The following is a 22,163-nucleotide window of genomic DNA, read 5'->3' as shown; positions in this document are numbered from 1 at the left end:
TGGCCCGGCGGGCGGCCTCACCGGCCGCCCGCCGGGCCACGGCGGAACGGGTCAGTCCTCGTCGTCGGGGAGCGGGTCGGGCATCCGCCAGGCGGCGATCAGCATCGGCAGCGCCGCGACCGTGGCGAGCAGGGCGATGGCGAACACCGCGAACACGGCGCTGGGGAGGGTCGCGACGTTCCCCTCGTCGGGCACCGCCGTGCTCACCAGGATCGACGCGGCGACCAGGAGCGCCAGCGTGGCGCGGTGGGCCAGGGCCTGGGCCCGCAGCCGCTCGGTGATCTGACGCTCGTCCAGCAGGCGGTCGGGCGCCCCGGCCACGCCCCGGGTGACCTTCATCAGCGGGTTGGCGATCAGCGTGAAGCCCAGCGCGGCGGCGAGGCACAGCGCGAACGTGGCCCACATGGCGGTGTCGCTGGGCGCGAGGTACCAGCAGACCACGACCGCCGCCCACGGCAGGGCCAGCAGCCCGGCGGCCAGGCCGACCAGCCGGCGGCGGCCCGCCCGGCTCGCCCAGCGTGGGGCCACCTCCTGGTCGATCGTGGCCCGGATGATCTCGTCGCGGCGCTGCTGCCGCTCGGCGGCGCGGCGCCTGGACTCCTCGCGCAGCGCTTCGGCCTTCTGCTTGCGGGAGGTGGGCTCCATGGTCGTGCCTTTCATGAACGGGCCTTTCAGGTCGTGCTGCCGAGGCGGGGGAACGGCGTGAGCGAGAAGACCACCTCGACCGGCACCTCGAAGTAGGCGGCGATGCGCAGCGCCAGGTGGAGGCTGGGGCTGTACTCGCCCCGCTCCAGGTAGCCGATGGTCTGGTAGTGGACGCCGAGGGCGGTGGCCAGGTCGCGGCGGGACACGCCGCGTTCGGCGCGCAGCACCGCGATGCGGTTGTGGACGTGCTCCTTGTCGGTGGGCATCCCATCCCCTCGTAGTCCCGGTTCTACGAACCGGCGCATCTCTGTTGTGATTGATAGTAGGTCTACTACATCTGATCGCACAAGTAGGAGGATCGGTGCGGCTGGCAGGATGAGGGCGTGCCCCTCTGGTCCGTCCTGTCCCGAACCATGCGCGGCGGCCGCGCCGACGCCGCGCTGGCGCTGGGCCTGTTCGCCCTGTCGGCGACCTATGTCCTGCTCTTCCTGGAGGGACGGAGCTGGCAGAGCGCGTACGAGCGCGTCCCGGGCTCCGGATGGACCCTGACCGTGATCGCCTGCGGCGCGCTGTACTGGCGGCGGCGCCGCCCGGTCACCGTCGCGGTGGTCGTGGGCCTGGCGTGCGCGGCGTACTACCCGATGACCGAGCCGGACGGGCCGATCCTGCTGGCGTTCATCGTCGCGCTCTACACCGTCGCCGCCGAGGGCAGGACGGCGGCCGCCGCCCTGTTCGGCGCGGCGGCGCTGGGCGTGATGGCCTACGGCGAGGTCACCAGCGGCATCAACCACCTGCGGAACTCGGGCCTGTACCTGATGGCGGGATGGTTCGTGGCGGTGGTCGCGGTCGGCGGCGTCGCCCACAACCGCCGCGCCTACCTGCGCGAGTACGAGCGCCGACTCGCCGAGGCGGTGCGCACCCGCGAGGAGGAGGCCCGCCGCCGCGCCACCGAGGAGCGGCTGCGCATCGCCCGCGACCTGCACGACGTGCTCGGCCACAACATCTCGCTGATCAACGTGCAGGCCGCCGCCGCGCTGCACGGCCTGCGCCGCGACCCGTCGAGGGCCGAGTCCGCGCTGACGGCCATCAAGGCGACCAGCAAGGACACCCTGCGGGAGCTGCGCGCCACCCTGGGAGTGCTGCGCCAGGTCGACGAGGACGCCCCGGCGGCGGGCCTGGCCCGGCTGGCCGAGCTGACCTCCGGCGCGTCGGCCGCCGGGCTGACCGTGCGCGCCGTCACCGAGGGCGCGGCGCGCCCGGTGCCCGCCGAGGTGGACCTGGCGGCCTACCGGATCGTGCAGGAGTCGCTGACGAACGTGACCCGCCACTCGGCCGCGACCGAGGCGACGGTCCGGGTCCGGTACGCCGGCGACGCGGTCCGCGTGGAGATCGACGACCCGGGCCCGCCCCGCGACGGCGCGTCGCCCGGCTCGGGCAACGGCGTCCGGGGCATGCGGGAACGCGCCGAGGCGCTGGGCGGCGAGCTGTCCGCCGGTCCGGGGCCCGGCGGCGGGTTCCGGGTCAGCGCCCGGCTGCCGCTGAGCTGAACAGCCGCTTCACGAACGCGGTCGTGTCGGGCAGGGACGCGGCCATCGTCCCGCTGTGGTCGGCCCCCGGGTAGGCCCGGAACGTCACCGGCTGGCGGCGGGCCTTCAGGTCGCCGGCCAGCTTGAGGGTCAGCGGGATCGGCACGGTGGTGTCGTTGACGCCCTGCGCGACGAAGAACGGCCGCCGGTACCCGGTCAGCGGCACCTCGGTCACGCTCCTGAGCTGCCCGAAGAAGGCGGCGTCGAACAGCGGCCGCCGCAGCATGCTCCCGATCGAGACGCCCCGGGTGCGGGTGACCATGTCGGCGTAGCAGAGCCGTTCGGCGTCGGCGACGACCCGCCGGCCGAGCGGCGTGAGGTACCGGCCGACGTCGAACGCGGGCCGGGCCGCCCGCAGGCCCGCCAGGATGTAGGCGGTGTAGGCGGTCAGGTCGGCCAGGGGCAGGTCGGGGATGTGGGGCCCGGCCAGGGAGACGATCCCTTCGAGGTTGGACGGCGGCCCGGTGGCGACCGCGCCCCGGAAGTCCAGGTCGGGGGCGTACCGGGGGGCGACCACGGCGGTGAACAGCGCCGCGTGCCCGCCCTGCGACTGCCCGACCGCGACCCACCGGGCGGCGAGCGAGCGGTCCACGCCGCGCGCGGCCCGCACCATGTCGACGGCGGAGTGGGCGGCGCTCCGGCCGTCCAGGTACGGGTGGACGCCGGGCGTGCCGAGCCCCGCGTAGTCGGTCGAGACGATCGCGTACCCCTCGGACATCCACCGGGTCAGGTAGGTGACGTCCCGCTGTGACCGCCCGGCCGTGGAGGGGGCGCAGGCGTCGCCGAGCCCCACCGTCCCGTGCGTCCACGACACCACGGGCCACCCGCCTTCGGGCGGCGTCCCCCGGGGGACGAACACGGCCCCGCTGCTGAGCGCGGGTCTCCCGGTGGGCCCGGTGGTGCGGTAGACGACGCGGTGCGCGCTCCCGGTGCCCGGCAGCCACAGCCCCGCCGGGAGGGGCGTCACCGACACCACGCTCCCGGCGCTCCGGGCGGGGGCGGCCCGGGCGGGGGAGACCGGCGCGGAGAGGACCACGAGGGCGGAGCCGAGGGCGACCGTTCGACGCAAGACGACCTCCAAGATCGCCGAAACCCTAACCCCGCCCCCGCGCCCCGGCCAGCCCCCTGGCCGGAACGGGCCTCGCCTCCCCCGGGTCCTCTCCGCTCGCGGGCCACTACCGCCGGGGCACCCGGAAGCGCCGCGCCCTCCATGGAGGAACATGGGGGACATGAGGGTCTTTGTGTCGGTGGACATGGAAGGGGTCTCGGGGCTCACCGATCCCGAGGAGATGCGCGCGCCGGGACGCGGCTACGAGCGCGGCTGCGAGCTGATGACCGCCGACGCGAACGCCGCCGTGCGCGCGGCGTTCGACGCCGGGGCCGCAGAGGTCGTGGTCGCCGACTCCCACGGCCGGGGCCGGAACCTGCGCGCCGACCTCATCGACGAGCGCTGCACGCTCGTGCGCGGCACCCACCAGCCGATGCACATGGGGGAGGGCCTGGACGCCTCCTTCGACGTGGCCCTGTACGTCGGCTACCACGCCCGCGCGGGCGTGCCGCTCGGCGTGCTCAACCACACGTGGATGGGCCGGGAGATCCACGACGTGCGGCTGAACGGCGCGGCGGCCGGGGAGATCCGCCTGATGGCGGCCTACGCCGGGACGCTGGGCGTCCCGGTCGGGCTGGTCACCGGCGACGCGGCGGCGTGCGCCGAGGCGCGCGAGGCGCTCGGCGCGGTGCCCGCCGTGGCGGTGAAGGAGGGCCGCGACCGCTACGCGGCGGCGCTGGTCCCGCCGCCCCGCGCCCAGCGGATGATCTACGAGGAGGCGCTGCGGTCCCTCCGGGACCCCTCCGGCTGGCGGCGTCTGGACGTGGACCCGCCCTACACCCTGGAGGTGGAGTGGAGTTCGACGGCGATCGCCCGGTCTTGCGCGGTGATCCCCGGGGTGACGGCCACGGGGCCGCGTTCCACGGCGTTCACCTCCGACGACTACACCGACATCGTCGGGTTGCTCGGCGTGCTGGCGTTGATCGCTGGGGATGTGGGCTGCACCGGACGGCACTACGGATGACTCAGGCCGCCCGGCACAGGAGCGTCCCCACCGCCAGGCGCTCCGCGCCCCGGCCGGTCAGCACCGGTTCGGCGGTGACCACCGGGGTGAGCTCGTCGACCGGGCGGCCGTACACGCGGATCTCCCGCACGGTGAGCGACACCGGGTGATCGCCGTCCGCGTCGCGGGCGACCGTGAACGCCTCCCCGGCCCGGAACGTCTCCCGGCAGCGTCCCCGTACGACGCCGGGCGTCCCGGTCAGGACGAGGACGTGGAAGCACTCGACCATTCGCCCTCCTCCAGCCAGTCCAGGCGGCGTGTCCGGCGGGCCGTCCGGAGGTGGACGACCCGGACGCCGGGGTGCCGGGCGATGCGCTCGGCCGTCTTGGCGCGCTTGCGGTCGTACTGCGACCAGGCCCAGCGGACCGGATGGTCGGGGTCGGCCCAGTCGCGCCAGCGCTCGCGGTTGCCGTTCCACAGCTCGCGGCGGAACAGCGCCCGGCCGAACGACCGCCGCAGCACCCGGAACATCACCGTGCGCCGTGGCAGGTCCAGCCAGATCACGGTGTCGGCGCGCTCCCACAGCAGGTCGCCGAGCTTGCCGTGGTACTGGTCCTCGCAGATCCAGCGGTCCGTCGCCGCGAACGCCCGCACCTCGTCCACGAACTCCGGGCGCGGCGTCCAGCCGGGCCCGTGGTGCATCGCGTCCAGCTCGTGGCGGGGCAGGTCCAGGTGTTCGGCCAGGCGGTCGGCGAGGGTGCTCTTGCCCGCGCCGGAGATCCCGGCGACCAGTACCCGGCGCATCAGCGGAAGGCGTCGGCGTGGGCCGTGGCCCACTGCCGGAAGTCGCGGGGCGGGCGGCCGGTGACCTCCTGGACGTCCGGGCGGACGCGGGACTCGTCGAGGGTGCCGTCGCGGTGGAAGCGGAAGATGGCCTCGACGTAATCGGCGGGCATGGTCCGCTCCATCTCGACGCGCGACCGCTCGTCCGTCAGCCCCACGCAGCGCAGGTCACGGCCGAGCACCTCGGCCAGGACGGCGACCTGGTCGCAGGGCCGCAGCGGCTGCGGGCCGGTCAGTTCGTAGACGTGGCCCCGGTGGGCGCGGTCGAGAAGCGCCCGCGCGGCGACGGCCGCGACGTCCCGGGGGTCGACGCAGGCCGCCGGCGCGTCCGGGAACGGCACGCGCACCGTGTCGCCCGCGCGGAGCTGCGGCGCCCAGCGCAGCGCGTTCGACATGAACGCGCGCGGGCGCAGGAACGTCCAGGCCAGCCCCGAGTCGCGCACGGCCCGCTCCGACAGCGTCATGGAGCGGGAGATCGGGTTGCTCATGTCCGCCAGCGCGGCCGACCCTCCCGACACCAGCACCACCCGCCGCACGCCCGCGTCCCGGGCCCCGGCCAGCAGCCCGGCCATGTCCGCGCGGCCCGGCAGGAGGAACACGCCCTCGACGCCCTCGAACGCCCCGGCCAGGGTGCCGGGGTCGTCGAGGTCGCCGAGCACGGGCCGGGCGCCGCCGGGCACCGGCGCGTCCGGCCCGCGGACCAGCGCGCGCACCGGCGCGCCCGTCGCGAGCAGCGCGCGGACCAGCTCCGCGCCCACGTTGCCGGTCGCACCGGTGACCAGGAACATCGTTCCTCCTACAGTTCGCGGACGGGCCCGCCGTCGGGGTGCCGGTCGGCGCCGCTACCGGGGGCGAGGCGGAGGGACCGCGGACGGGGACGGTCTCCGCGGCGGAACCGGCATCCTATTGATCATTTTGCCGGACTCCGCGCCCGGTCCGGGCGGGCGGCATGCGCGTCACCCCCACTGGCCGGGCCGGTAGTCGCCGGCGGGCTGCCGGATGATGACGTTCATGCGGTTCCAGGTGTTGATGAGGGCGATCAGGGACACCAGGGCGGCGAGCTGGTCCTCGTCGTGGTGCTCGGCGGCGTCGGCCCAGGCCTCGTCGGTGACGCCGCCGGCGTCGGCGATGCGGGTGCCCTGCTCGGCCAGCTCCAGCGCGGCGCGCTCGGCGTCGGTGAAGACGGTGGCCTCCCGCCAGGCCGCGACCAGGTTGACGCGCACCGAGGTCTCCCCGGCGTGCGCGGCGTCCTTGGTGTGCGCGTCGGTGCAGAAACCGCAGCCGTTGATCTGGCTGGCGCGGATCGCCACCAGGTTCTGCGTCGCGGTCGGCAGGGCGGAGTCGGCGATGACCTTGCCCGCCGAGGCGAGGTGCTTCATGTACCTGGTCGCGACGGGGGTGGCGTAGTAGGGGAAACGGGCGTCCATGGCGATCTCCTTGCCGTTGTGGTGGGGACACCTCAACGACGCGGCGGCCCGGCGGAAGGTAACGGCCGATGGTTCACCCGCGCCCGGCCCCGGCGGGTCTCAGACGGTGGCGCGGTCGGCGGCGCGGTCGGCGGTCACGATCGCCTCCAGCAGGCCCGGGAACGCCTGCCCGAACTCCTCGCGGCGCAGGGCGTTCATCCGCGACGTCCCGGCGTAGTACTGCCGGATCAGCCCCGCCTCGCGCAGGACCCGGAAGTGGTGGGTGGCCGTCGACTTGCTCACCGACAGGTCGAACCCGCCGCACCTGATGTCGGCGGACGAGGCGTACAGCCGCGTCACGATGCCGCGCCGCACCGGGTCGACCAGGGCCTCCAGCACCTGCTGGAGCGTGACGGTCCTCGGGTCCGGGTGGTGCGGTGCGCGTTCGGCGTCGGTGCTCATGCCGTCCATGGTACGACAGCCATCGAAGTTTGACAGTGATCGAACTTAAGTGCTTGAGTGGGGCCCCACTCCCCGAGAAAGGACGAGGCGATGGCCAGGACGGTGCTGTTCCACGAGCTCGGCGGCCCCGAGGTGATGCGGCTGGAGGACGTCCCGGTCGGCGAGCCGGGGCCGGGCGAGGTGCGGATCCGGGTGGAGGCGATCGGCGTGAACCGCGCCGAGGCGCTGTTCCGCGCCGGGGTCTACATCGAGCCGGTGCGCAAGTTCCCCGCGCGGCTGGGCATCGAGGCCGCCGGGGTGGTCGAGGCGGTCGGCGACGGCGTGACCGCCGTGCGCCCGGACCAGCCGGTCAGCGTCGTGCAGACGTTCTCGCCGAACGACTACGGCGTCTACGCCGAACGCGCCATCGTCCCCGCCTCGGCCGTGCTGCCCCGCCCCGAGGGGCTCGGCGCGGTCGAGGGCGCGGCCGTGTGGACGCCCTACGTGACCGCCTACGGCGCGCTGGTCGAGGTCGGCGGCCTGCGGCCCGCCGACACCGTCGTGCTGAACGCCGCCTCCAGCAGTGTCGGGCTGGCCGCCATCCGCGTCGCCGACCGCATCGGGGCCACGCCCATCGCCCTCACCCGCACCGCCGCCAAGCGGGACGCGCTGCTGGCGGCGGGCGCCGCCGAGGTGATCGTCACCGAGTCCGAGGACGTGGCCGACCGCGTCCTGTCCGCCACCGGCGGTCGCGGCGCGGAGCTGGTCTTCGACGCCGTCGCCGGGCCCGGCGTGCGGGAGCTGGCCCGCGTCGTCGCCGACGAGGGCACGCTGCTGGAGTACGGCCTGCTGAGCGGCGAGCCGACGCCCTACCCGGCGTTCGACCTCGGCATGCCCGCGCTCAACATGCGCACCTACACCATGCTGGAGACCACGACCCGGCCCGACCGGCTGCGGCGCGCGGCGGCGTTCGTGGCCTCCGGGCTGCGGTCGGGCGCGTTCCGGGCCGCGGTGGACCGCACCTTCGACCTCACCGAGATCGTGGAGGCGCACCGGCACCTGGAGTCCGGCACCCAGATCGGCAAGATCGTCGTCACCGTGTGACCGGCGCGCTCACTCCGGCTCGGGCGCGGCCGAGGCCAGCGCCTCGTAGGCGGGCAGCAGGGCGTCGGCCAGGTCGCGCCGCCGCACCCTGACCGGCGGCGGCGCGGCGACCTGGAGCACGAACCCGGGCGGGACCGGGGGAGCGGGACGCCGCTCGCGCAGCCGGGCCAGCCCGGACGGCCGCGCCCAGAACCCCTCGGCCGTCAGCGGCTCGTCCGGCGTGTCCTCCTCGGCGGCGGCCGGGGCGCGCCGCAGCGCCGTCAGCAGGTCCTCGCGGGTGCGGCCGTTCCAGGCCAGCACCAGGAACGGGTCCTCGTCGAACGCCCGCGCCAGCGCGTACAGCACCGCCGCGCCGTGGTCGCACGGCGTCCCCCAGTCGTCGCAGCCGCACATCATGTGCGGCGCGGCGGGGAACAGCGACGTCCCGGCCTCGGCGAACACGTCGGCGACCTCCGGCGGCAGCTCCCCCGCCAGCAGCCGCGCCCGCAGCACCGGATGCGCCGCCAGCGCAGCCTCGACGCGCCGCCAGTCCGCCGGGTCGATCGCGTCGACGCCGAGCGCGACGTCGAACGCCTCCCCGCCCAGCCCCGCCACCCGCGCCGTCACCTCGTGCGGCGCGACCTTCAGCCGGTCCACCCGCTCGGCCTCGGCGAACACCCGTCCCCGCGCCATCCGCACCGGGTCGGCGAACGCCTCCACCGCCGCCAGGAACCGCCGCGACCAGCTCATCAGTCCGCCACCGCCTCGGGCGCGAGCCACAGCACGTCGCGCAGCTCGGCCACCGACAGCTCGGTCAGCCAGTCCTCGCCGGTGCCCACGATCGAGTCGGCGAGGGCCTTCTTGCGTTCGATCATCTCGTCGATGCGCTCCTCCATGGTGCCGACGCAGATGAACTTGCGGACCTGCACGTTCCTGGTCTGCCCGATCCGGAACGCCCGGTCGGTCGCCTGGTCCTCCACGGCCGGGTTCCACCAGCGGTCCAGATGCACCACGTGGTTGGCGGCGGTCAGCGTCAGGCCCGTCCCGGCCGCCTTGAGCGACAGCAGGAACACCGACGGCTCGGGGTCGTTCTGGAAGTGCTGCACCAGGTCGTCGCGCGCCTGCTTGGAGGTGCCGCCGTGCAGCCACAGCACCGGCCGCTCCAGCCGGGACGCCAGGTACGGCTGGAGCATCGACCCGAACTCCGCGTACTGCGTGAACACCAGGGCCTTCTCGCCCTGCTCCACGACCTGCCCGCAGATCTCCTCCAGCCGCTCCAGCTTGCCCGACCGCCCCGCCAGCCGCGACCCGTCCTTGAGCAGCTGCGCCGGATGGTTGCAGACCTGCTTGAGCTTGGCCATCGTCGCCAGGACCAGCCCGCGCCGCTGCCGCTCGTCGGCCTCGGCGATCTGCGCGAGCATGTCGTCCACGGTCGCCCGGTACAGCGACGCCTGCTCGGGCGTCAGGTTGCAGTAGGTCTTGATCTCCTGCTTCTCCGGCAGGTCCGAGATGATCGACCTGTCGGTCTTCAGCCGCCGCAGGATGAACGGCTGCGTCGCCCGCTTGAGGGCCAGCGCCGCCCGCTCGTCCCCGTCCTTCTCGATCGGCACCGCGAACCGCTCCCGGAACGCCGCGCGCGGCCCCAGCAGCCCCGGATTGGCGAACTCCATGATCGACCACAGTTCGGTGAGGTGGTTCTCGACGGGCGTGCCGGTGAGCGCGATCCGGGTGCGCGCCGGGATGGACCGCACGGCGCGGGCCTGGCGCGTCCCGGCGTTCTTGAGCGCCTGCGCCTCGTCGCACACCACCCGCTCCCACTCGACGCGGCCGAGCGCGGCGGCGTCCCGCGCGGCGGTCCCGTAGGTGGTGAGCACGAGGTCGGCGCGCCCCACGGCCGCGACGAGGTCCTCGTCCCGGTGCCGCCCGGTCCCGTGGTGCACGTAGACCCGCAGCTTGGGCGTGAACCTGGCGGCCTCCCGCTGCCAGTTCCCGACCAGCGACATCGGCCCGATCAGCAGCGTCGGCTTGGGTGCCTTGCCGCCTTCGCGCTCATATGCCAGCAATGACAGGGTTTGTAGGGTTTTCCCCAGGCCCATGTCGTCGGCGAGCAGGCCGCCCAGCCCGAGGTCGCTCATGAAGCGCAGCCAGGCCAGGCCGCGTTCCTGGTAGGGCCGGAGCGTCGCCTCCACGCCCTCGGGGGTGGTCATCGGGGTGAGGCGGCGGTCGGCCTGGCCGGACAGCAGGTCGCCGAACGCGCCGTCGGCGTCCACGTCCAGCAGCGGCAGCGTGTCGTCGCCCGCGTTGACGATCGCGCGGATCGCCTCGGCGGCGGTCATCGTGCCCGCGCGGGGCTGCCGCAGGAACTCCAGCGCGGCTTCGAGCTGCTCCTCGTCCAGCTCGACCCACTGGCCGCGCAGCCGCACCAGCGGGGTCTTGAGGCGGGCCAGCTCCGCCAGCTCGTCCTCGTCGATCGACTCGTCGCCGATCGCCAGGTCCCACTTGAACCTCATCAGCCCCGACAGGTCGAACCCCGACCCGGCCGCCGCGCCGCCGCCCTCGTCGGGGTCGTCGCGGGTGGTCAGCCTCATGCCGAGCCGCGCCCTGCCCGCCCAGGTCGGCAGCAGCACCCCGAACCCCGCCGCCGCCAGCATCGGGGCCGACTCCCGCAGGAACCGGAACGCCCCGGCGGTGTCGAGGACCAGCTCGTGCGGGGTGTCGCCGTTGAGCGCCCGCGCCATCTCGGGGAACAGCCGCAGCGCCCGGCCGAGGCCCTCCAGCAGGGTCTCGCGCGCGTTCGGGATCGACGTCGCCTCGCCCGCCCACACCAGCGCGGCGGGAACGTACAGGCTCGGGTCGTCCACGCCCTGCAACGCGAACTCCACGCGCCAGGACTCGCTCTTCTCCCCGCCCTGCCCGTAGTCCAGCTCGTCCGCGCCCGGCTCGGCCAGCCGGAAGCACACCCGCAGCGGCCCGGAGGGGCGGCGGACGGCGGCGGCCCAGGCGTCCAGCTCGGCGATCAGCTCGTCGGGGTCGTCGCGGGGCTCGCGGGCGACGACCGGGTTCGGGCCGGTCAGGGCCTCGACCCAGCGTTCGGCGAGCGGCAGCCGGTCGGGGACCCTCCCGGCGCGCGGCGGCAGCAGCGGATGCGGCACGATCCCGCGCACGGCCGTGTCCACCAGACCCGACAGCGCCTCGCGCAGCACCTCGGCGGCGGGGCGGCCCCCGTCGGCGGCCCGGCACGCCGACGGCATCGCCCGCACCAGGTCCCCGAACCGGTCCCCGTCGTCGAACACCGGCCGCCACCGCGCCACCAGGTCCCCGTCCTCGCGCAGCAGCGCCGGGAGCACCTGGCCGCGCTCGACGAGGTGCACCGCCTCCTCGGCGAGCAGGCACAGGTAACGCAGGTCGGTCCCGCAGACCACGTCCCCGCTGTGCTCGGCCGCCTGCAACAGCGCCATCGCCGGGAACGGCTCCAGCACCAGCGCCGGAACCCGCCACTCCCGCAGGCGCGGCGGCTCGTCGTGCGGCGTGGAGTCCAGCTCCGGCGACGGCACCGGCAGCCCGCCCACGGTCGGCAGCGCCATCGCCAGCTCGACCCGGAACGCGCCCCTGACCATCGGCTCGTAGGAGGTCCCGGTGAAGTCGCGCGTCGCGAACGGGTGCACGTCCGGGTCCGGCTCGCGGCTCCCGGTCCGTTCGGCCCACAGGCACAGTGCGCCGCCGTGCCAGGCGGCGTGCGCGACGAGCATGAGCGAGATCCCCCGAGCGTCCGACTGCGGCCGGGGAACGAACCTACCAGCGCCCCCCGACAGCGAGGGCGGGTCTCAGGCCACGTCCAAGGCGTAGCGGACGCGGTCGAGACGGCCCGCCGCCAGATCCTCGTCGGAGATCAGGAACTCGATCGCGGTGGCCTCGCCCCACGCCGTGCCCTCCTCGGCCGCGACCTGGAGCAGCGGGCGGCCGTGGCCGGGCGCCGCCCCGCTCCCGGACCAGCCGAGCAGCAGGTGCGGGGGCTCGGGCAGGACCTCGCGCAGGGCCATGCACATGTACATGACGTCGAGGTGGTGTTCGCCCCACGCCCGCCCGAGCGCGGGCTCCTCGTAGCCGGGGACCGACGGCACGGGCCGGGCGCGGAGGGGCAGCGGCGGGATCACCAGCGTGCCGTCGGGCGCAGAGCGTTCGGGGTCGTCGCCCGACACGTGCAGCACCCGGCACCCGGCGCTGGCCGGATAGTCGTCGGCGGGCACGGTCTCGCCCTCGCGGTACCCGAAGTCGTCGTCGTAGAAGAACAGCAGGACCCCGTCGCGCGGCAACGGCCAGTCCCCGTCGTACAGCGGGGCGAGCGCCGCGCAGTCCAGCCGGACCAGCGGCGTCAGCGCCCTGCCCCGGTACACGGGCCACTCGACGTCGGCGGGGAGCGGCGGCAGGCCGCCGTACACCGACGTCCCCTCACCGACCTCCAGCGCGACGGCGGGCCGCACCAGCGACAGCACCGCCTCGGCCAGTTCGGGGTTGCCCCGCGCGTACGCGGCCTCCCGGAGAAGATCATGCATATCGCGACAGACTGCCACAGAGGCTCATGAGCCGTCGGCCGCGTCGTCGAGCACCGCCAGGTTGCGTTCGGCCTGCGCGCTGACCAGCGCGATCGTGCCCGGCAGCAGGCCGTGCGTGCGCATGGCCTCCTCGTACGCCCCCTTCACCAGCGCCATCGCCAACCGAAGGACGGCCTCGTCGGCCGGCCGAACGTCCATCAGCGGTGGCCGCCCCTCATGCTCAGCAGCTTGTCCCGCAGCTCGTGGGGCGTGCGGGCGTGAACGACGGTGGTCCACTTGTTCACGCACCACACCGCGTGCCACGACCCTCGCGGGTCGCACACGATCCCGTGGTGAGGGAACTGCCGCCGCAACGCAGCCAGCCAGTCGGCGGGCGAGGGGCGCGGAGGGACGTTCACGGCCGTCCCCAGACACGGCGGCCCTTGCGGACGTCCAGCGCCCACGCCAGCGTCTCGGCCTTCTCCTGGAGCGTGTCCCCGACGACCACGCCGTAGTACTTCGTGAAGATCACGACTTCGCCGTCGTCGTACATTCTGGCTTTCACGGTGCGACTGATCTTCGGGTAACGCCTGTTGACCAGTTCCAGTTCGGCATCGCCGTCACTGCTGGTCGACAACGTCATGGCCAGATCACCGGCCCACGGCCGGAGATGAGCGGCGAGTTCTTCCAGGCGGTCGCGCTCGGTGCGTGCCGCGATTGCTTTCGACATCGTTCGAGTCCTCGGGAATCGGTCCCTGTTTTGCGTCCTGCGCCATAGAATCCCCGCCAACGCCAGCTCGCGGGAGATGTACGCGCATCTTTACAACCCTGGAGGGTGATCAAATGGGCGTCGCGGAGATGCTGAACCCGGAAGATTCACTGTGGCACTTCATGGCGGTCTACCTGCGAAAAGAGCGCCACCGGCGCAAGCTGTCCCTGGCGGACGTCGCTAAGATCATCGAAGCGGATAAATCCAGGGTTTCGAACTACGAGGCCGGACGCCTGAAGATCACGCGTCTGCATGCAGAGGCCATCGATCAGGCGTGGGGCACCATGCTTGCGACACTTCGGAAATTTGCGGTCAAACTTGGGCTTGACGCGGACTGGGCGAAACAGCTCTGGGAGTTCGAGGACGGGGCCCTCGTCATCAAGGTGTATGTGAACGGGGTGGTGCCGGTTCCCTTTCAGACGGAAGGCTATGGGGCTGTCATCCTCGAACTGTCAAGGACGGTCATCGACATTCCCGATGCCGTTCGGCGTCGGATGGGGCGGCGCAAACAACTCCTGGAGCAGGTGCCGCAGATGACCCTGTGGGCTCTGATCGACGAACGGGCCCTCACTCCACCTGGCTATCCGGAACAGGTGGTGCGAGAACAGCTTGAAGATCTGCTCGTCCAGGCGAGCCGCCCCGGCATCAGCGTTCGCGTGATTCCTGACGTCAGTAGTGTGCACGTGGGAGGAGACGGTTCTTTCGAGCTGATCACTACCGCGCAGGGTGAGAACGTCGCCTATGTATGGGCCCAACTAGGGGGCAGACTGGTGCATGACGCCCCAGACGTAAGGGAACTATCGCTACGGTATGACCGGATCGGAGCTAAGGCCCTGACCGAAGAAGCGACCCGGGAACTCATTGCACAGAAGTTGGAGCGTCTGACGTGACGATCAACTGGCGCAAGAGCAGCCACTCTGGCGGCGGCGGTGGCACCAGCGGCGACTGCGTTGAGCTGGCGGGCTTGGGCTCGGCGGTTGGTGTGAGGGACAGCAGGGACCCTCACGGGCCCAGGCTGGAGTTGAAGGGCGAGGGGTTCGCGGCCCTCGTTGAGAAGATCAAGAAGAGCGTCTGACATGACGATCAATTGGCGCAAGAGCAGCCACTCCGGAGCCGGTGGCGGCACGGGCGGCGACTGCGTTGAGCTGGCGGACTTGGGGTTGGTGGTTGGTGTGCGGGACAGCACAGACCCCCACGGGCCCAGGCTGGAGTTGGACGGCGACGGGTTCGCGGCCCTCATCGGGAAGATCAAGCGGAACGAGCCTGCTGAGCCCTGACGACCTGTGGGGGCGTGGCGTCGTCACCGTCGCCACGCCCCCGCGTCGCCGCAGAGCACACGGAAGGGGATGACCGTGACTGTCCATTGGCGCAAGAGCAGCCACTCGGGCGCGGGCGGCGGTTCCGTCGGCGACTGCGTTGAGCTGGCGGGCCTGGGCTCGGCGGTTGGGGTGCGTGACAGCACGGACCCCCATGGGCCCAGGCTGGAGTTGGACGGCGAGGGGTTCGCGGCTCTCGTCGGGAAGATCAAGCGGGACGAGCCTGCTGAGCTCTGACGGCTTGTGGGGCGGGTGGCGTCGTTATCGTTCCCACGACCCCTGCGCCGCGCCGCCGTAGAGTTCGGAGTTCCGACAGTGCTTTTCGACGTCACCCGTGGCGAGCTCGCCGACATCTTCGGCGAGGACCGGATCGCGGTCCTCCCCGCCACCGCCTTCCCGCCCTCCGCCGCGGACACCGAGGGTGCCCGCCTCCTGGAGACCGTCGGCGTCCCCACCGGGACGCTCCTGTTGCGTGAGCCCGACGAGGACTCCGGTCGGCTGCCCCTCGTCCAGGACGTCGTCCACGCGGAGGACTTCGCGGACGCCCCGGAGGGCGCGGGCGGATGGCCCGTCATCGGCTGGCTGCTCAACGCCCACCTCGCGCTCGACCCCCGTTCCGGCAAGGTGCACGCCTTCGACTCCGACGAGGAGAGCGCGCGGGAACTCCACGCGGACGTCTCCTCCCTCGTTCAGGTCGCCTTCCGGTTCCAATCCCTGCTGGAGGGGTTCACCTTCGGCGGCGACGGGCGCGACGAGGCAGCCGACTTCGAACGCCTGGAGCGCGAGGTCGAGCGGATCCGCCGGGAGACGAGCAGCGTCGACCCGCTCCCCTTCCGGGACGAGGAGACCGTCTGGTGGGTGGTCGGCGACGAGATCGCGGCGGGTCGGCGCTTCAAGGGCGACAGCCCGGGAGCCCGCTCGCTCTACGGTTGATCGTTGACCGGTGCCGTCCACGAAAGCCGCGGGAGCACAGATGAAGTGGGCGTCCAACGCCAGGCGACGGATCGGCGTCCGGCTCCGTCCCGAACGCCGCAGGGAACTCCTGGCCTTCGCCGCCGTGCTCGCCCTGGCGGCGGTCGTCCTCGTCCCGTTCGCCGGGCCGGACCGCGCCCCGGCCTCGGACGGGCGAAGCGGCCCCCAGCGGCCTCCGCTCCGGACGGCGGGCTTCGACGATCTCTTCACATCCGGCAGGGCCGTCACCTCGGCGGGCAGGCCGGGCGTCATCGAGACCCGTCAGGCCGGAAGGCTCGACGTGCCGAGCGGGAGGCTGGTCGCCTGCGACCCGTTCGTCCAGGGCGACGACCCCGGCTACGAGAAACCCTTCACCGTCACCGTGGCACCGGGGCGCTACCCCGTGTGGGTCTCACTGGTCCGGCACCGGGACGCCGCGGGCAGGACCCACTCCATGGTCGCGGCCGTCAAGGTCGCCATCCGCGCGGCCCCGGCGGTCCGGTGGGAACTCGCCCTCCAGCCCGGCTGGGACCCTGGCAAGCTCAAGCCGAACCACTACTACGGCTTCGGCGTGGACACCGGGACGGGCGCGTTCCTCGACGCCTCCGCGGGGCGGGCGCTGAGCAACCTGGCCAAGCCCGACGGTCTTCTGACTAAACGCCTGGACGACGCCCACGTCATCGACGTCCGCGACCCGGCGACGCGAACGAACGTCGTCGCGTACCACTCGGGCCGGGGCGACGGCGAGTACCCGACGTGGATCGGGCGCGCGGCCGACGGCTCCCCGACCGCCTTCGTCACCGACCTGCACGTGATCGACCACCGCGGCTGAGGGCTTCCCGCCGTTCGCCGGGCGCGCCGGGCCTCAGGAGGACGTCGCGGCGTGATCGGACTCGCCGCGCAGGACACAGAACTCGTTGCCCTCGGGGTCGGCGAGGACGGCCCAGCCCGTCCCGTCGGGCTCCCGGCGATCAGCGACCAGGGTGGCTCCGAGGGCCAGCAGCCGTTCGACCTCCTCCTCGCGCGAGGTCGCCGGACGCAGGCACAGGTGGATCCGGTTCTTGACCGTCTTCGGCTCCGGCACCTGGTTGAAGTACAGCAGCGGTCCCTCCGGGAGCATCACCCGAACCTCCCGGTCGCCCGGCCCGTCCTGCGGGTGCAGCGGAGAACCGGTCACCTCGCTCCAGAACCGAGCCAGCCCGTAGGCATCCGAACAGTCGATCGCCACGTTCTGCACCACCGAGACCATGCGGATCACCCTGCCCGAGGATCGCGCGACCCGCCACCGGACCACGTCCACGCGCTATGCGAAACGCTGGACCGGGAAGCCCCGGTCCAGCGTTCGGCCCAGCTCAGCGGTGAGGGCGTCGGCCTCAGAAGCTGGCGCTCTGGGTGCAGTAGTGGTCGTCGTCGCCCCGGATGTCGAAGATGAACTTCACCCCGAAACCTCCGGAACCGCGCCGGTAGCCGCCGGTCAGGCCCCTTTCGCGGTTGTCGGCGATCAGGGTGTCCGGGCTGTCGTAGGTCTTGGCGGGCGCGATGCCGCTGTCGCGGAAGTTGGCGTTGTTCTTGTTGGTCGCGGCACCGCGCGCCAGCTTCATCTGGTAGGTGACCTTGGTGATCGTCCGGAGCGACCCCTGGTAGTACAGCCGCAGGGTGCCCACGTCGCCCTCCCTGCTGGTGCAGGAGAGCTTCCGGACCGACGCGGCCTGGGCGGGGGCGGCCAGGCCGACGGTGGCGGTGACCGCCGTGCCGAGGGCGAGAGTGGTCATCAACGCACGCATGGTGATCTCCCCGATTGAGAACGTGGGGGACCGCATCCGCCGTCCGTACCTGTGGATGGCCGATGCGTTACGTCCCCGAGATGGCGTGTTGATCATTGATAGCAGGCGGCCGCGTCCGGAAGCTCGGATTGGTGGCCCGGAGAGGGCTTTGTGGTGGTCGAAACCCCGCATTCGACCTAGATTCCGGGGAGTTCTCGCAGGTCAGCAGATTGAAGTTTCAAGATCATCTTGGTTTTCAGATGATGAAAACTTGGATCATGGAGACGGGAACTTTCCGGCCCATCCGGGGGGCCATGTGCCGAGCGGGGTGCGCTCACGCCGCCCTGACCTGGCCCAACGTGGACGGCGCTCCCCGGTGAAGGCGGAGTCGTGGCCTGCTCGGGCCGTCGTTCGCGTCGGGGAGCGCGGGGGTGCTCGGTGTGTGCGTGACGGCGTGAGTCTCGACGGGGTCGGGCGGAAGTGGATCCGGGTCCGTCTGCGGCGGGTGCGCGGCCCCGCTGATCACTCCGGCTGGTGGGAGGTCAATTTTTCAGGCTTTTGATTCCCTGGAATTGCGGGCCCAGCTGGTCCTCCAGGGTTTATTCGATCGTTATTCATTGTGATCACTTAAAGCGGCGAAGTGCGACGCGAATACCATCCGAAGCGGACATGGGTCGCGCCATATCGGATCATGTCGCGGCCGACACGGCTCCGCCGAAGCGAGGTCCCCGTGACACGTACCCGCCGTCTGAACCTGCTGGCCGCCACGGTCGCCCTGACGCTGGTGCCCGGCCCCGTGGCCGCCGCCTCGGCCGCGTCGAGCGGTCCGGCCGCCAAAATCGCCCCGACCACGGCCGCCGAACCCTTCTGCTACGGAGAACCCTCCGATCCGAAGGCCGACATCAGCGATCTCAAAGCACGCTTCCGGCCCTCGAACTGGATGCCGACCCTGCAGGAGATGTACCGGCGGCGCTGGCCCAGCGGGGAGAAACTGGCCATCGCCCAGGCGGGCGACAGGTACTGGGAGCAGTTCGTGGACACCCGGAGCTTCGAGGCCTTCGCCGAGTCGATGATGGTGGCGATCCACGAGGAGACCCACATGTGGGACCTGGACCCGTCCCGGACCACGTGGGACGTGCGCACCGCGGCCTGGATCAACGCCTCGCGGCAGGCGACGAACGTGCCGCTGCACGGCGGCTTCCCCCGCCGCGAGATCCTCCCGCTGATCAACGACAGGTTGAGCGAGGACATGGACCGCATCTACCTGCGGGACCGCCAGCAGGGCGGTTACCGGTTGCAGGGCGTGCTGGCGGAGCTGAACGCCGGGCTGACGGGGCTGCCCGCGGTCACCGTGGTGCAGGAGTACATCAAGGGCGTCGGGGCGAGCAACGCCCGGGACATCGCGGCCACCAACCTCCGTTACCTGCTGCTCTACCTGCGCGTGGCCAAGGACCGGTACCCCGCCTACTGGAACAAGATCAAGAACGAGTCCGGGCTGCGCGAGCTCGTCCTGATCCAGTTCCTGCGCACGGCCTACTGGCTGGACAGGTCCGCGCCCTACACCGGCAAGCTCGGCAGCCCCGACGCCGACCGGATCACCGAGAAGAACTACGCTCCGGCGAACATCGCCATCATCGAGGAGTTCACCGGCGCGACCGTACGCCGCGACACGGACCGGCACTGCACCGCCTGACCCCGCCCACGCCCGCGCAGTGGCCGGCGGGGCGCGCGCTCATCTTCCCGGCGCGGTCGGGCCGGCCTCGACGACGTCGACCTCGCCGCCGGTGCCCATGGCGAACGCGACCCCGCCGGTCAGCCCGAAGACGAACGCCGCCGCCGCGCCCACCAGCGCCGCGCGCCGCCCGGCGCGGCGTTCCCGCCGGGACGGCGTCGCGGCGGGAACGGGCACCCCGGCCGCGATCCGCCTGCGCGCGGCGACCCACGCGTCCACGTCGTCGCCGTCGAGCCCGCACGCCCTGACGAACGCGACCAGCAGCTCCTCGCGGGGCAGGCTCTCGCGGCCGAGCATGGTGGAGGCGGTGGAGTAGGGGAGCGACTCACCGGCCTCGGCCGCGCGGCGCTCCAGCCGCCGGTAGCTCAGTCCCGACCACGCCTTGAGCCGGCGCAGCTCCGCCACGAAGGCGGCCCCGTCGTCGGCCTTGCCGGGCGATGGTGTGGTCACGGTCTCACCCCGAGGATCGTTCCCGCCGTTGATCGCTTCACTGTGCCCCACGCTGAGCTGCCCGTACAGCGATTCGCACGAGTTCGCACACCCCGACCCATTGATCGCGGCCCGAAGCGGCGGCGAGCCTTCGGCCTGTCCCGTCCACCACCTGCCCGGAGGTCCCGTGAACCCGTCCCGCTCCGCGGTCCTGGCGCTGGCGGTCCCGCTGGCGCTCGCCGGATGCGCCGTGGCCCGCCACGACCCCCCGGCCGCGCTCAGCGCGGCGCCCGACCCGGTCGACCGCTCGGTCGCCGACCACCTCGGCCGCACCCTGCCGCGCGGAACGGGCGGCACCGTGGCCGCGGCGCGCGGCGCGCGGCTCGCGCACTGCCAGGGCTTCGGCCTGGCCGACCACGCGGCCGGCACCCCGGCGGGCTGCGACACCGTGTACGACGTCATGTCGCTCACCAAGCAGTTCACTGCCGCGGCGATCCTGAAGCTGGAGATGATGGGCAGGCTGCGGGTCGGCGACCCGATCGGCAGGTTCGTCGGCCCGGTGCCCGAGGACAAGCGCGCCATCACCCTGCACCATCTGCTGACGCACACGGCGGGGCTGCCCGAGGTGCTGGGCGGCGACTACGCCGTCCTGTCCCGCGACGCGATGCTCAAGGGCGCGATGAAGGCGAGGCTGCGCTCCGCCCCCGGCACGGAGCACTTCTACTCCAACCTGGGCTACAGCGTGCTCGCCGCCGTCGTCGAGAAGGCCTCCGGACTCGGCTACGAGCAGTTCTTGGCGAAGCACCTGTTCGCCCCGGCGGGGATGAAGAGCACCGGCTACGTGCTTCCCCGGTGGCGGCCCCACCAGGTCGCCGTGGAGTACGACGACAGGGGGAACGGCAAGGGCCGCCCGTACGACCACCCGTGGGCGGCGGACGGCCCGTACTGGAACCTGCGCGGCAACGGCGGTCTCCTGTCCACGCCGCGCGACATGTTCCGGTGGCACCGCGCGCTGACCGGCACCGGGGTCCTGTCCGAGAGCGCCAAGCGCAAGCTGTTCAAGCCGCACGTCCCCGACGGTGACGGGGCCGCCTACGGGTACGGCTGGACGATCGTCGACAACGGAACCGAGCGGATCGCCTGGCACAACGGCGGCAACGGGTGGTCCATGGCCGTGTTCGCCCGGTCCCTGCGCGACGGCACGATGGTCTACTGGTCCACCAACCAGGTCCGCCGCAAGGGAGCCTGGAACCTCGCCGACCTTGAGGGCCCCCTGACGCTGGAGGTCGCCGCCCGCGTCCGCGGGTCGACCGCGAACCACGGAACGCCATAGCCGTCGGTCGCCGCCGTCCGGGCACGCCTTAGGCTCGTGGCGTCGTTCCGCGGAGATCACATCTGGAGGGTGTTGTGGGCGAGTTCGTGCGGGTCGAGGTCGAGGACGGCGTCGCGACGATCCGGCTGGACCGGCCGAAGATGAACGCGCTGAACGCGCAGGTGCAGCGCGAGCTGATCGACGCCGCCCGGCGGGTCACCGAGGACGACGCCGTCGGCGCGGTCGTGCTGTACGGCGGGGAGAGGGTGTTCGCGGCGGGCGCGGACATCAAGGAGATGGCCCCCATGTCCTACGCGGAGATGTCCGGCGGCCCCTCCGAGCTGTTGCAGGAGTTCACCCGGGCGCTGGCCGCGATCCCCAAGCCCGTCATCGCCGCGATCACCGGGTACGCGCTGGGCGGCGGCCTGGAGGTCGCGCTGACCGCCGACTTCCGCGTGGTCGGCGAGGGCGCGAAGGTCGGGCAGCCGGAGATCCAGCTCGGCATCATCCCCGGCGCGGGCGGCACCCAGCGGCTCACCCGGCTGGTCGGCCCGGCCCGCGCCAAGGACCTGGTCTTCTCCGGGCGGCACGTGGCGGCCGACGAGGCCCTGGCGATCGGCCTGGCCGACCGGGTCGTGCCCGACGCCGACGTCTACGCCGAGGCCGTGCGGTGGGCGCGGACGTTCGTGGGCGGACCGGCCGTCGCGATCCGCGCCGCCAAGCAGGCCATCGACGCGGGCCTGGAGGTGGACCTGGCGACGGGCCTGGAGATCGAGCGCGTCCAGTTCGCCGCGCTGTTCGGCACCGAGGACCAGAAGAACGGCATGCGCTCGTTCATCGAGGAGGGGCCGGGCAAGGCCACGTTCACGGGCCGCTGACCGGCCACCACACCGGCGGGACGCGCAGGGCCACCACGGCCGCCAGCAGGGCCGCCGCCAGCAGCGGGACGACCACCCGGCGCAGCGGCGGCCCGCTCGTCCCGTAGCGGCCGCGCAGGACCAGCGCCCCGGCCGCCAGCAGCCCGAACGGCAGCGCCGCGTCCCCGGCCGCCGGGGTGACCAGCAGCGCCGCCAGCAGCACCGAGTACCCGGCCCCGGCCGCCGCCGCCAGCACCACCAGCCGCACCAGCAGCTCCAGCGGGACGGCGGACACGGCCGCGACCCGCGCGCCGAACCGCCCGGCCCGCGACAGCCGCGCCCGCATCCGCCGCCACGCGTCCCGCGCGTACGCGGCCAGGAAGTACCCGGCGCAGGCCACCGCCGTGGGCAGCGGCAGCAGCGCGCACAGCGCGGGCAGCGCCACCA

Annotated in this window: 30 protein-coding genes; 12 read left to right on the top strand and 18 right to left on the bottom strand. The window is 72.9% G+C overall.

Annotation, left to right across the window (positions count from 1 at the left end):
* Positions 1-51: 51 nt before the first annotated feature.
* Together AKI01S_RS18625 and AKI01S_RS18620 are read right to left on the bottom strand one after the other, a co-directional pair.
* Positions 52-660, bottom strand: a complete 609-nt coding sequence (locus AKI01S_RS18625; protein ID WP_157419931.1) for an MFS transporter — start codon at positions 658-660, stop codon at positions 52-54.
* Between the two features lie 11 nt (positions 661-671).
* A complete protein-coding gene (locus tag AKI01S_RS18620) occupies positions 672-911 on the bottom strand; it encodes a helix-turn-helix transcriptional regulator (RefSeq protein ID WP_067819037.1) in 240 nt (79 codons plus the stop codon).
* Between the two features lie 117 nt (positions 912-1,028).
* Here AKI01S_RS18620 and AKI01S_RS18615 point away from each other — a divergent pair, with 117 nt between their 5' ends.
* Positions 1,029-2,192, top strand: a complete 1,164-nt coding sequence (locus AKI01S_RS18615; RefSeq protein WP_245681683.1) for a sensor histidine kinase — start codon at positions 1,029-1,031, stop codon at positions 2,190-2,192.
* Here the strand turns inward: AKI01S_RS18615 and AKI01S_RS18610 are convergent.
* Positions 2,167-3,300 carry a lipase family protein gene (locus tag AKI01S_RS18610; protein ID WP_067819031.1) on the bottom strand — a complete coding sequence of 378 codons (1,134 nt, stop codon included), beginning with the start codon at positions 3,298-3,300 and terminating at the stop codon, positions 2,167-2,169. The genes AKI01S_RS18615 and AKI01S_RS18610 overlap by 26 nt on opposite strands.
* Positions 3,301-3,460: 160 nt before the next feature.
* On the opposite strand from AKI01S_RS18610, the gene AKI01S_RS18605 reads away from it, so the two are divergent.
* Positions 3,461-4,303, top strand: a complete 843-nt coding sequence (locus AKI01S_RS18605; protein ID WP_067819028.1) for a M55 family metallopeptidase — start codon at positions 3,461-3,463, stop codon at positions 4,301-4,303.
* A gap of 1 nt (position 4,304) precedes the next feature.
* On the opposite strand, the gene AKI01S_RS18600 is transcribed toward AKI01S_RS18605, so the two are convergent.
* From AKI01S_RS18600 to AKI01S_RS18580, 5 genes are all read right to left on the bottom strand, one after another.
* Positions 4,305-4,571, bottom strand: a complete 267-nt coding sequence (locus AKI01S_RS18600) for a hypothetical protein (RefSeq protein ID WP_067819025.1) — start codon at positions 4,569-4,571, stop codon at positions 4,305-4,307.
* Positions 4,541-5,086 carry a P-loop NTPase family protein gene (locus tag AKI01S_RS18595; RefSeq protein ID WP_067819127.1) on the bottom strand — a complete coding sequence of 182 codons (546 nt, stop codon included), beginning with the start codon at positions 5,084-5,086 and terminating at the stop codon, positions 4,541-4,543. The genes AKI01S_RS18600 and AKI01S_RS18595 overlap by 31 nt, the downstream gene beginning before the upstream one ends.
* Entirely contained in the window at positions 5,086-5,913 is an 828-nt protein-coding gene (locus tag AKI01S_RS18590) for an NAD(P)H-binding protein (RefSeq protein WP_067819021.1), read from the bottom strand. The genes AKI01S_RS18595 and AKI01S_RS18590 overlap by 1 nt, the downstream gene beginning before the upstream one ends.
* 168 nt (positions 5,914-6,081) lie before the next feature.
* Complete coding sequence (locus tag AKI01S_RS18585; RefSeq protein ID WP_067819018.1) at positions 6,082-6,552, bottom strand: carboxymuconolactone decarboxylase family protein; 471 nt, start codon at positions 6,550-6,552, stop codon at positions 6,082-6,084.
* A 99-nt stretch (positions 6,553-6,651) separates the two neighbouring features.
* A complete protein-coding gene (locus AKI01S_RS18580; RefSeq protein WP_083999807.1) occupies positions 6,652-6,993 on the bottom strand; it encodes an ArsR/SmtB family transcription factor in 342 nt (113 codons plus the stop codon).
* 90 nt (positions 6,994-7,083) lie between these two features.
* Between AKI01S_RS18580 and AKI01S_RS18575 the strand changes: the two genes are divergently transcribed.
* On the top strand, positions 7,084-8,076 hold the full coding sequence (locus AKI01S_RS18575) for a zinc-dependent alcohol dehydrogenase family protein (protein WP_067819012.1): 993 nt from the start codon (positions 7,084-7,086) through the stop codon (positions 8,074-8,076).
* A 9-nt stretch (positions 8,077-8,085) separates the two neighbouring features.
* On the opposite strand, the gene AKI01S_RS18570 is transcribed toward AKI01S_RS18575, so the two are convergent.
* From AKI01S_RS18570 to AKI01S_RS50660, 6 genes are all read right to left on the bottom strand, one after another.
* Positions 8,086-8,805, bottom strand: a complete 720-nt coding sequence (locus AKI01S_RS18570) for an SWIM zinc finger family protein (RefSeq protein WP_067819009.1) — start codon at positions 8,803-8,805, stop codon at positions 8,086-8,088.
* Positions 8,805-11,804: a DEAD/DEAH box helicase gene (locus AKI01S_RS18565; protein ID WP_067819006.1), complete on the bottom strand. Its 3,000-nt coding sequence runs from the start codon at positions 11,802-11,804 to the stop codon at positions 8,805-8,807. The genes AKI01S_RS18570 and AKI01S_RS18565 overlap by 1 nt, the downstream gene beginning before the upstream one ends.
* Positions 11,805-11,879: 75 nt before the next feature.
* Complete coding sequence (locus AKI01S_RS18560; protein WP_067819003.1) at positions 11,880-12,608, bottom strand: DUF1963 domain-containing protein; 729 nt, start codon at positions 12,606-12,608, stop codon at positions 11,880-11,882.
* A 24-nt stretch (positions 12,609-12,632) separates the two neighbouring features.
* The gene (locus tag AKI01S_RS50670; protein ID WP_157419930.1) at positions 12,633-12,806 is read right to left on the bottom strand and encodes a hypothetical protein; all 174 of its coding nucleotides are present in this window, start codon (positions 12,804-12,806) and stop codon (positions 12,633-12,635) included.
* Positions 12,806-13,006 (bottom strand): hypothetical protein, encoded by a 201-nt coding sequence (locus AKI01S_RS50665; protein WP_157419929.1) that lies wholly within the window; start codon positions 13,004-13,006, stop codon positions 12,806-12,808. The genes AKI01S_RS50670 and AKI01S_RS50665 overlap by 1 nt, the downstream gene beginning before the upstream one ends.
* On the bottom strand, positions 13,003-13,317 hold the full coding sequence (locus tag AKI01S_RS50660) for a hypothetical protein (RefSeq protein WP_157419928.1): 315 nt from the start codon (positions 13,315-13,317) through the stop codon (positions 13,003-13,005). Before AKI01S_RS50660 ends, AKI01S_RS50665 begins: the two co-directional genes overlap by 4 nt.
* 113 nt (positions 13,318-13,430) lie before the next feature.
* Between AKI01S_RS50660 and AKI01S_RS18555 the strand changes: the two genes are divergently transcribed.
* The 6 genes from AKI01S_RS18555 (at position 13,431) to AKI01S_RS18530 (ending at position 16,455) form a co-directional block, all read left to right on the top strand.
* Complete coding sequence (locus AKI01S_RS18555; protein WP_067819000.1) at positions 13,431-14,246, top strand: helix-turn-helix domain-containing protein; 816 nt, start codon at positions 13,431-13,433, stop codon at positions 14,244-14,246.
* Entirely contained in the window at positions 14,243-14,431 is a 189-nt protein-coding gene (locus tag AKI01S_RS18550) for a DUF397 domain-containing protein (protein ID WP_067818997.1), read from the top strand. Before AKI01S_RS18555 ends, AKI01S_RS18550 begins: the two co-directional genes overlap by 4 nt.
* Before the next feature lies 1 nt (position 14,432).
* Positions 14,433-14,633, top strand: a complete 201-nt coding sequence (locus AKI01S_RS18545; RefSeq protein WP_067818995.1) for a DUF397 domain-containing protein — start codon at positions 14,433-14,435, stop codon at positions 14,631-14,633.
* A gap of 75 nt (positions 14,634-14,708) precedes the next feature.
* Entirely contained in the window at positions 14,709-14,909 is a 201-nt protein-coding gene (locus tag AKI01S_RS18540) for a DUF397 domain-containing protein (protein WP_439951675.1), read from the top strand.
* A 78-nt stretch (positions 14,910-14,987) separates the two neighbouring features.
* Complete coding sequence (locus tag AKI01S_RS18535; protein WP_067818989.1) at positions 14,988-15,605, top strand: SUKH-4 family immunity protein; 618 nt, start codon at positions 14,988-14,990, stop codon at positions 15,603-15,605.
* A 40-nt stretch (positions 15,606-15,645) separates the two neighbouring features.
* Entirely contained in the window at positions 15,646-16,455 is an 810-nt protein-coding gene (locus tag AKI01S_RS18530) for a DUF4241 domain-containing protein (protein WP_083999797.1), read from the top strand.
* Positions 16,456-16,488: 33 nt separating this feature from the next.
* Here the strand turns inward: AKI01S_RS18530 and AKI01S_RS18525 are convergent, their stop codons facing one another.
* Positions 16,489-16,872: a VOC family protein gene (locus AKI01S_RS18525; RefSeq protein WP_067819124.1), complete on the bottom strand. Its 384-nt coding sequence runs from the start codon at positions 16,870-16,872 to the stop codon at positions 16,489-16,491.
* 124 nt (positions 16,873-16,996) lie between these two features.
* Positions 16,997-17,395 carry a hypothetical protein gene (locus AKI01S_RS18520; RefSeq protein WP_157419927.1) on the bottom strand — a complete coding sequence of 133 codons (399 nt, stop codon included), beginning with the start codon at positions 17,393-17,395 and terminating at the stop codon, positions 16,997-16,999.
* Between the two features lie 721 nt (positions 17,396-18,116).
* Between AKI01S_RS18520 and AKI01S_RS18515 the strand changes: the two genes are divergently transcribed.
* Positions 18,117-19,079: a hypothetical protein gene (locus tag AKI01S_RS18515; protein ID WP_218009721.1), complete on the top strand. Its 963-nt coding sequence runs from the start codon at positions 18,117-18,119 to the stop codon at positions 19,077-19,079.
* 39 nt (positions 19,080-19,118) lie between these two features.
* Here AKI01S_RS18515 and AKI01S_RS52845 read toward each other — a convergent pair whose 3' ends face one another.
* Positions 19,119-19,568 (bottom strand): helix-turn-helix domain-containing protein, encoded by a 450-nt coding sequence (locus AKI01S_RS52845; protein WP_067818983.1) that lies wholly within the window; start codon positions 19,566-19,568, stop codon positions 19,119-19,121.
* Between the two features lie 166 nt (positions 19,569-19,734).
* On the opposite strand from AKI01S_RS52845, the gene AKI01S_RS18505 reads away from it, so the two are divergent.
* Positions 19,735-20,880: a serine hydrolase domain-containing protein gene (locus AKI01S_RS18505; RefSeq protein WP_218009720.1), complete on the top strand. Its 1,146-nt coding sequence runs from the start codon at positions 19,735-19,737 to the stop codon at positions 20,878-20,880.
* A 74-nt stretch (positions 20,881-20,954) separates the two neighbouring features.
* The gene (locus AKI01S_RS18500) at positions 20,955-21,737 is read left to right on the top strand and encodes an enoyl-CoA hydratase/isomerase family protein (RefSeq protein WP_067818980.1); all 783 of its coding nucleotides are present in this window, start codon (positions 20,955-20,957) and stop codon (positions 21,735-21,737) included.
* Here the strand turns inward: AKI01S_RS18500 and AKI01S_RS51750 are convergent.
* A partial coding sequence (locus AKI01S_RS51750) for a hypothetical protein (protein WP_439951674.1) occupies positions 21,724-22,163 on the bottom strand: 440 nt, incomplete at its 5' end. The two genes, AKI01S_RS18500 and AKI01S_RS51750, sit on opposite strands and share 14 nt — an antisense overlap.

The sequence above is a fragment of the Actinomadura kijaniata NBRC 14229 genome (genome assembly GCF_001552175.1).
GTDB lineage: Bacteria > Actinomycetota > Actinomycetes > Streptosporangiales > Streptosporangiaceae > Spirillospora > Spirillospora kijaniata.
This window is presented reverse-complemented; position numbering and strand designations above follow the sequence as displayed.

Coding starts and splice junctions, on each gene's coding strand:
- AKI01S_RS18595 (WP_067819127.1), bottom strand. CDS start 5,086: ATGCGCCGGGTACTGGTCGCCGGGATCTCCGGCGCGGGCAAGAGCACC.
- AKI01S_RS18605 (WP_067819028.1), top strand. CDS start 3,461: ATGAGGGTCTTTGTGTCGGTGGACATGGAAGGGGTCTCGGGGCTCACC.
- AKI01S_RS50660 (WP_157419928.1), bottom strand. CDS start 13,317: ATGTCGAAAGCAATCGCGGCACGCACCGAGCGCGACCGCCTGGAAGAA.
- AKI01S_RS18570 (WP_067819009.1), bottom strand. CDS start 8,805: ATGAGCTGGTCGCGGCGGTTCCTGGCGGCGGTGGAGGCGTTCGCCGAC.
- AKI01S_RS18565 (WP_067819006.1), bottom strand. CDS start 11,804: ATGCTCGTCGCGCACGCCGCCTGGCACGGCGGCGCACTGTGCCTGTGG.
- AKI01S_RS18525 (WP_067819124.1), bottom strand. CDS start 16,872: ATGGTCTCGGTGGTGCAGAACGTGGCGATCGACTGTTCGGATGCCTAC.
- AKI01S_RS18625 (WP_157419931.1), bottom strand. CDS start 660: ATGAAAGGCACGACCATGGAGCCCACCTCCCGCAAGCAGAAGGCCGAA.
- AKI01S_RS18520 (WP_157419927.1), bottom strand. CDS start 17,395: ATGACCACTCTCGCCCTCGGCACGGCGGTCACCGCCACCGTCGGCCTG.
- AKI01S_RS18620 (WP_067819037.1), bottom strand. CDS start 911: ATGCCCACCGACAAGGAGCACGTCCACAACCGCATCGCGGTGCTGCGC.
- AKI01S_RS18580 (WP_083999807.1), bottom strand. CDS start 6,993: ATGAGCACCGACGCCGAACGCGCACCGCACCACCCGGACCCGAGGACC.
- AKI01S_RS18590 (WP_067819021.1), bottom strand. CDS start 5,913: ATGTTCCTGGTCACCGGTGCGACCGGCAACGTGGGCGCGGAGCTGGTC.
- AKI01S_RS18560 (WP_067819003.1), bottom strand. CDS start 12,608: ATGCATGATCTTCTCCGGGAGGCCGCGTACGCGCGGGGCAACCCCGAA.
- AKI01S_RS18530 (WP_083999797.1), top strand. CDS start 15,646: ATGAAGTGGGCGTCCAACGCCAGGCGACGGATCGGCGTCCGGCTCCGT.
- AKI01S_RS50670 (WP_157419930.1), bottom strand. CDS start 12,806: ATGGACGTTCGGCCGGCCGACGAGGCCGTCCTTCGGTTGGCGATGGCG.
- AKI01S_RS18545 (WP_067818995.1), top strand. CDS start 14,433: ATGACGATCAATTGGCGCAAGAGCAGCCACTCCGGAGCCGGTGGCGGC.
- AKI01S_RS18555 (WP_067819000.1), top strand. CDS start 13,431: ATGGGCGTCGCGGAGATGCTGAACCCGGAAGATTCACTGTGGCACTTC.
- AKI01S_RS18585 (WP_067819018.1), bottom strand. CDS start 6,552: ATGGACGCCCGTTTCCCCTACTACGCCACCCCCGTCGCGACCAGGTAC.
- AKI01S_RS18575 (WP_067819012.1), top strand. CDS start 7,084: ATGGCCAGGACGGTGCTGTTCCACGAGCTCGGCGGCCCCGAGGTGATG.
- AKI01S_RS18600 (WP_067819025.1), bottom strand. CDS start 4,571: ATGGTCGAGTGCTTCCACGTCCTCGTCCTGACCGGGACGCCCGGCGTC.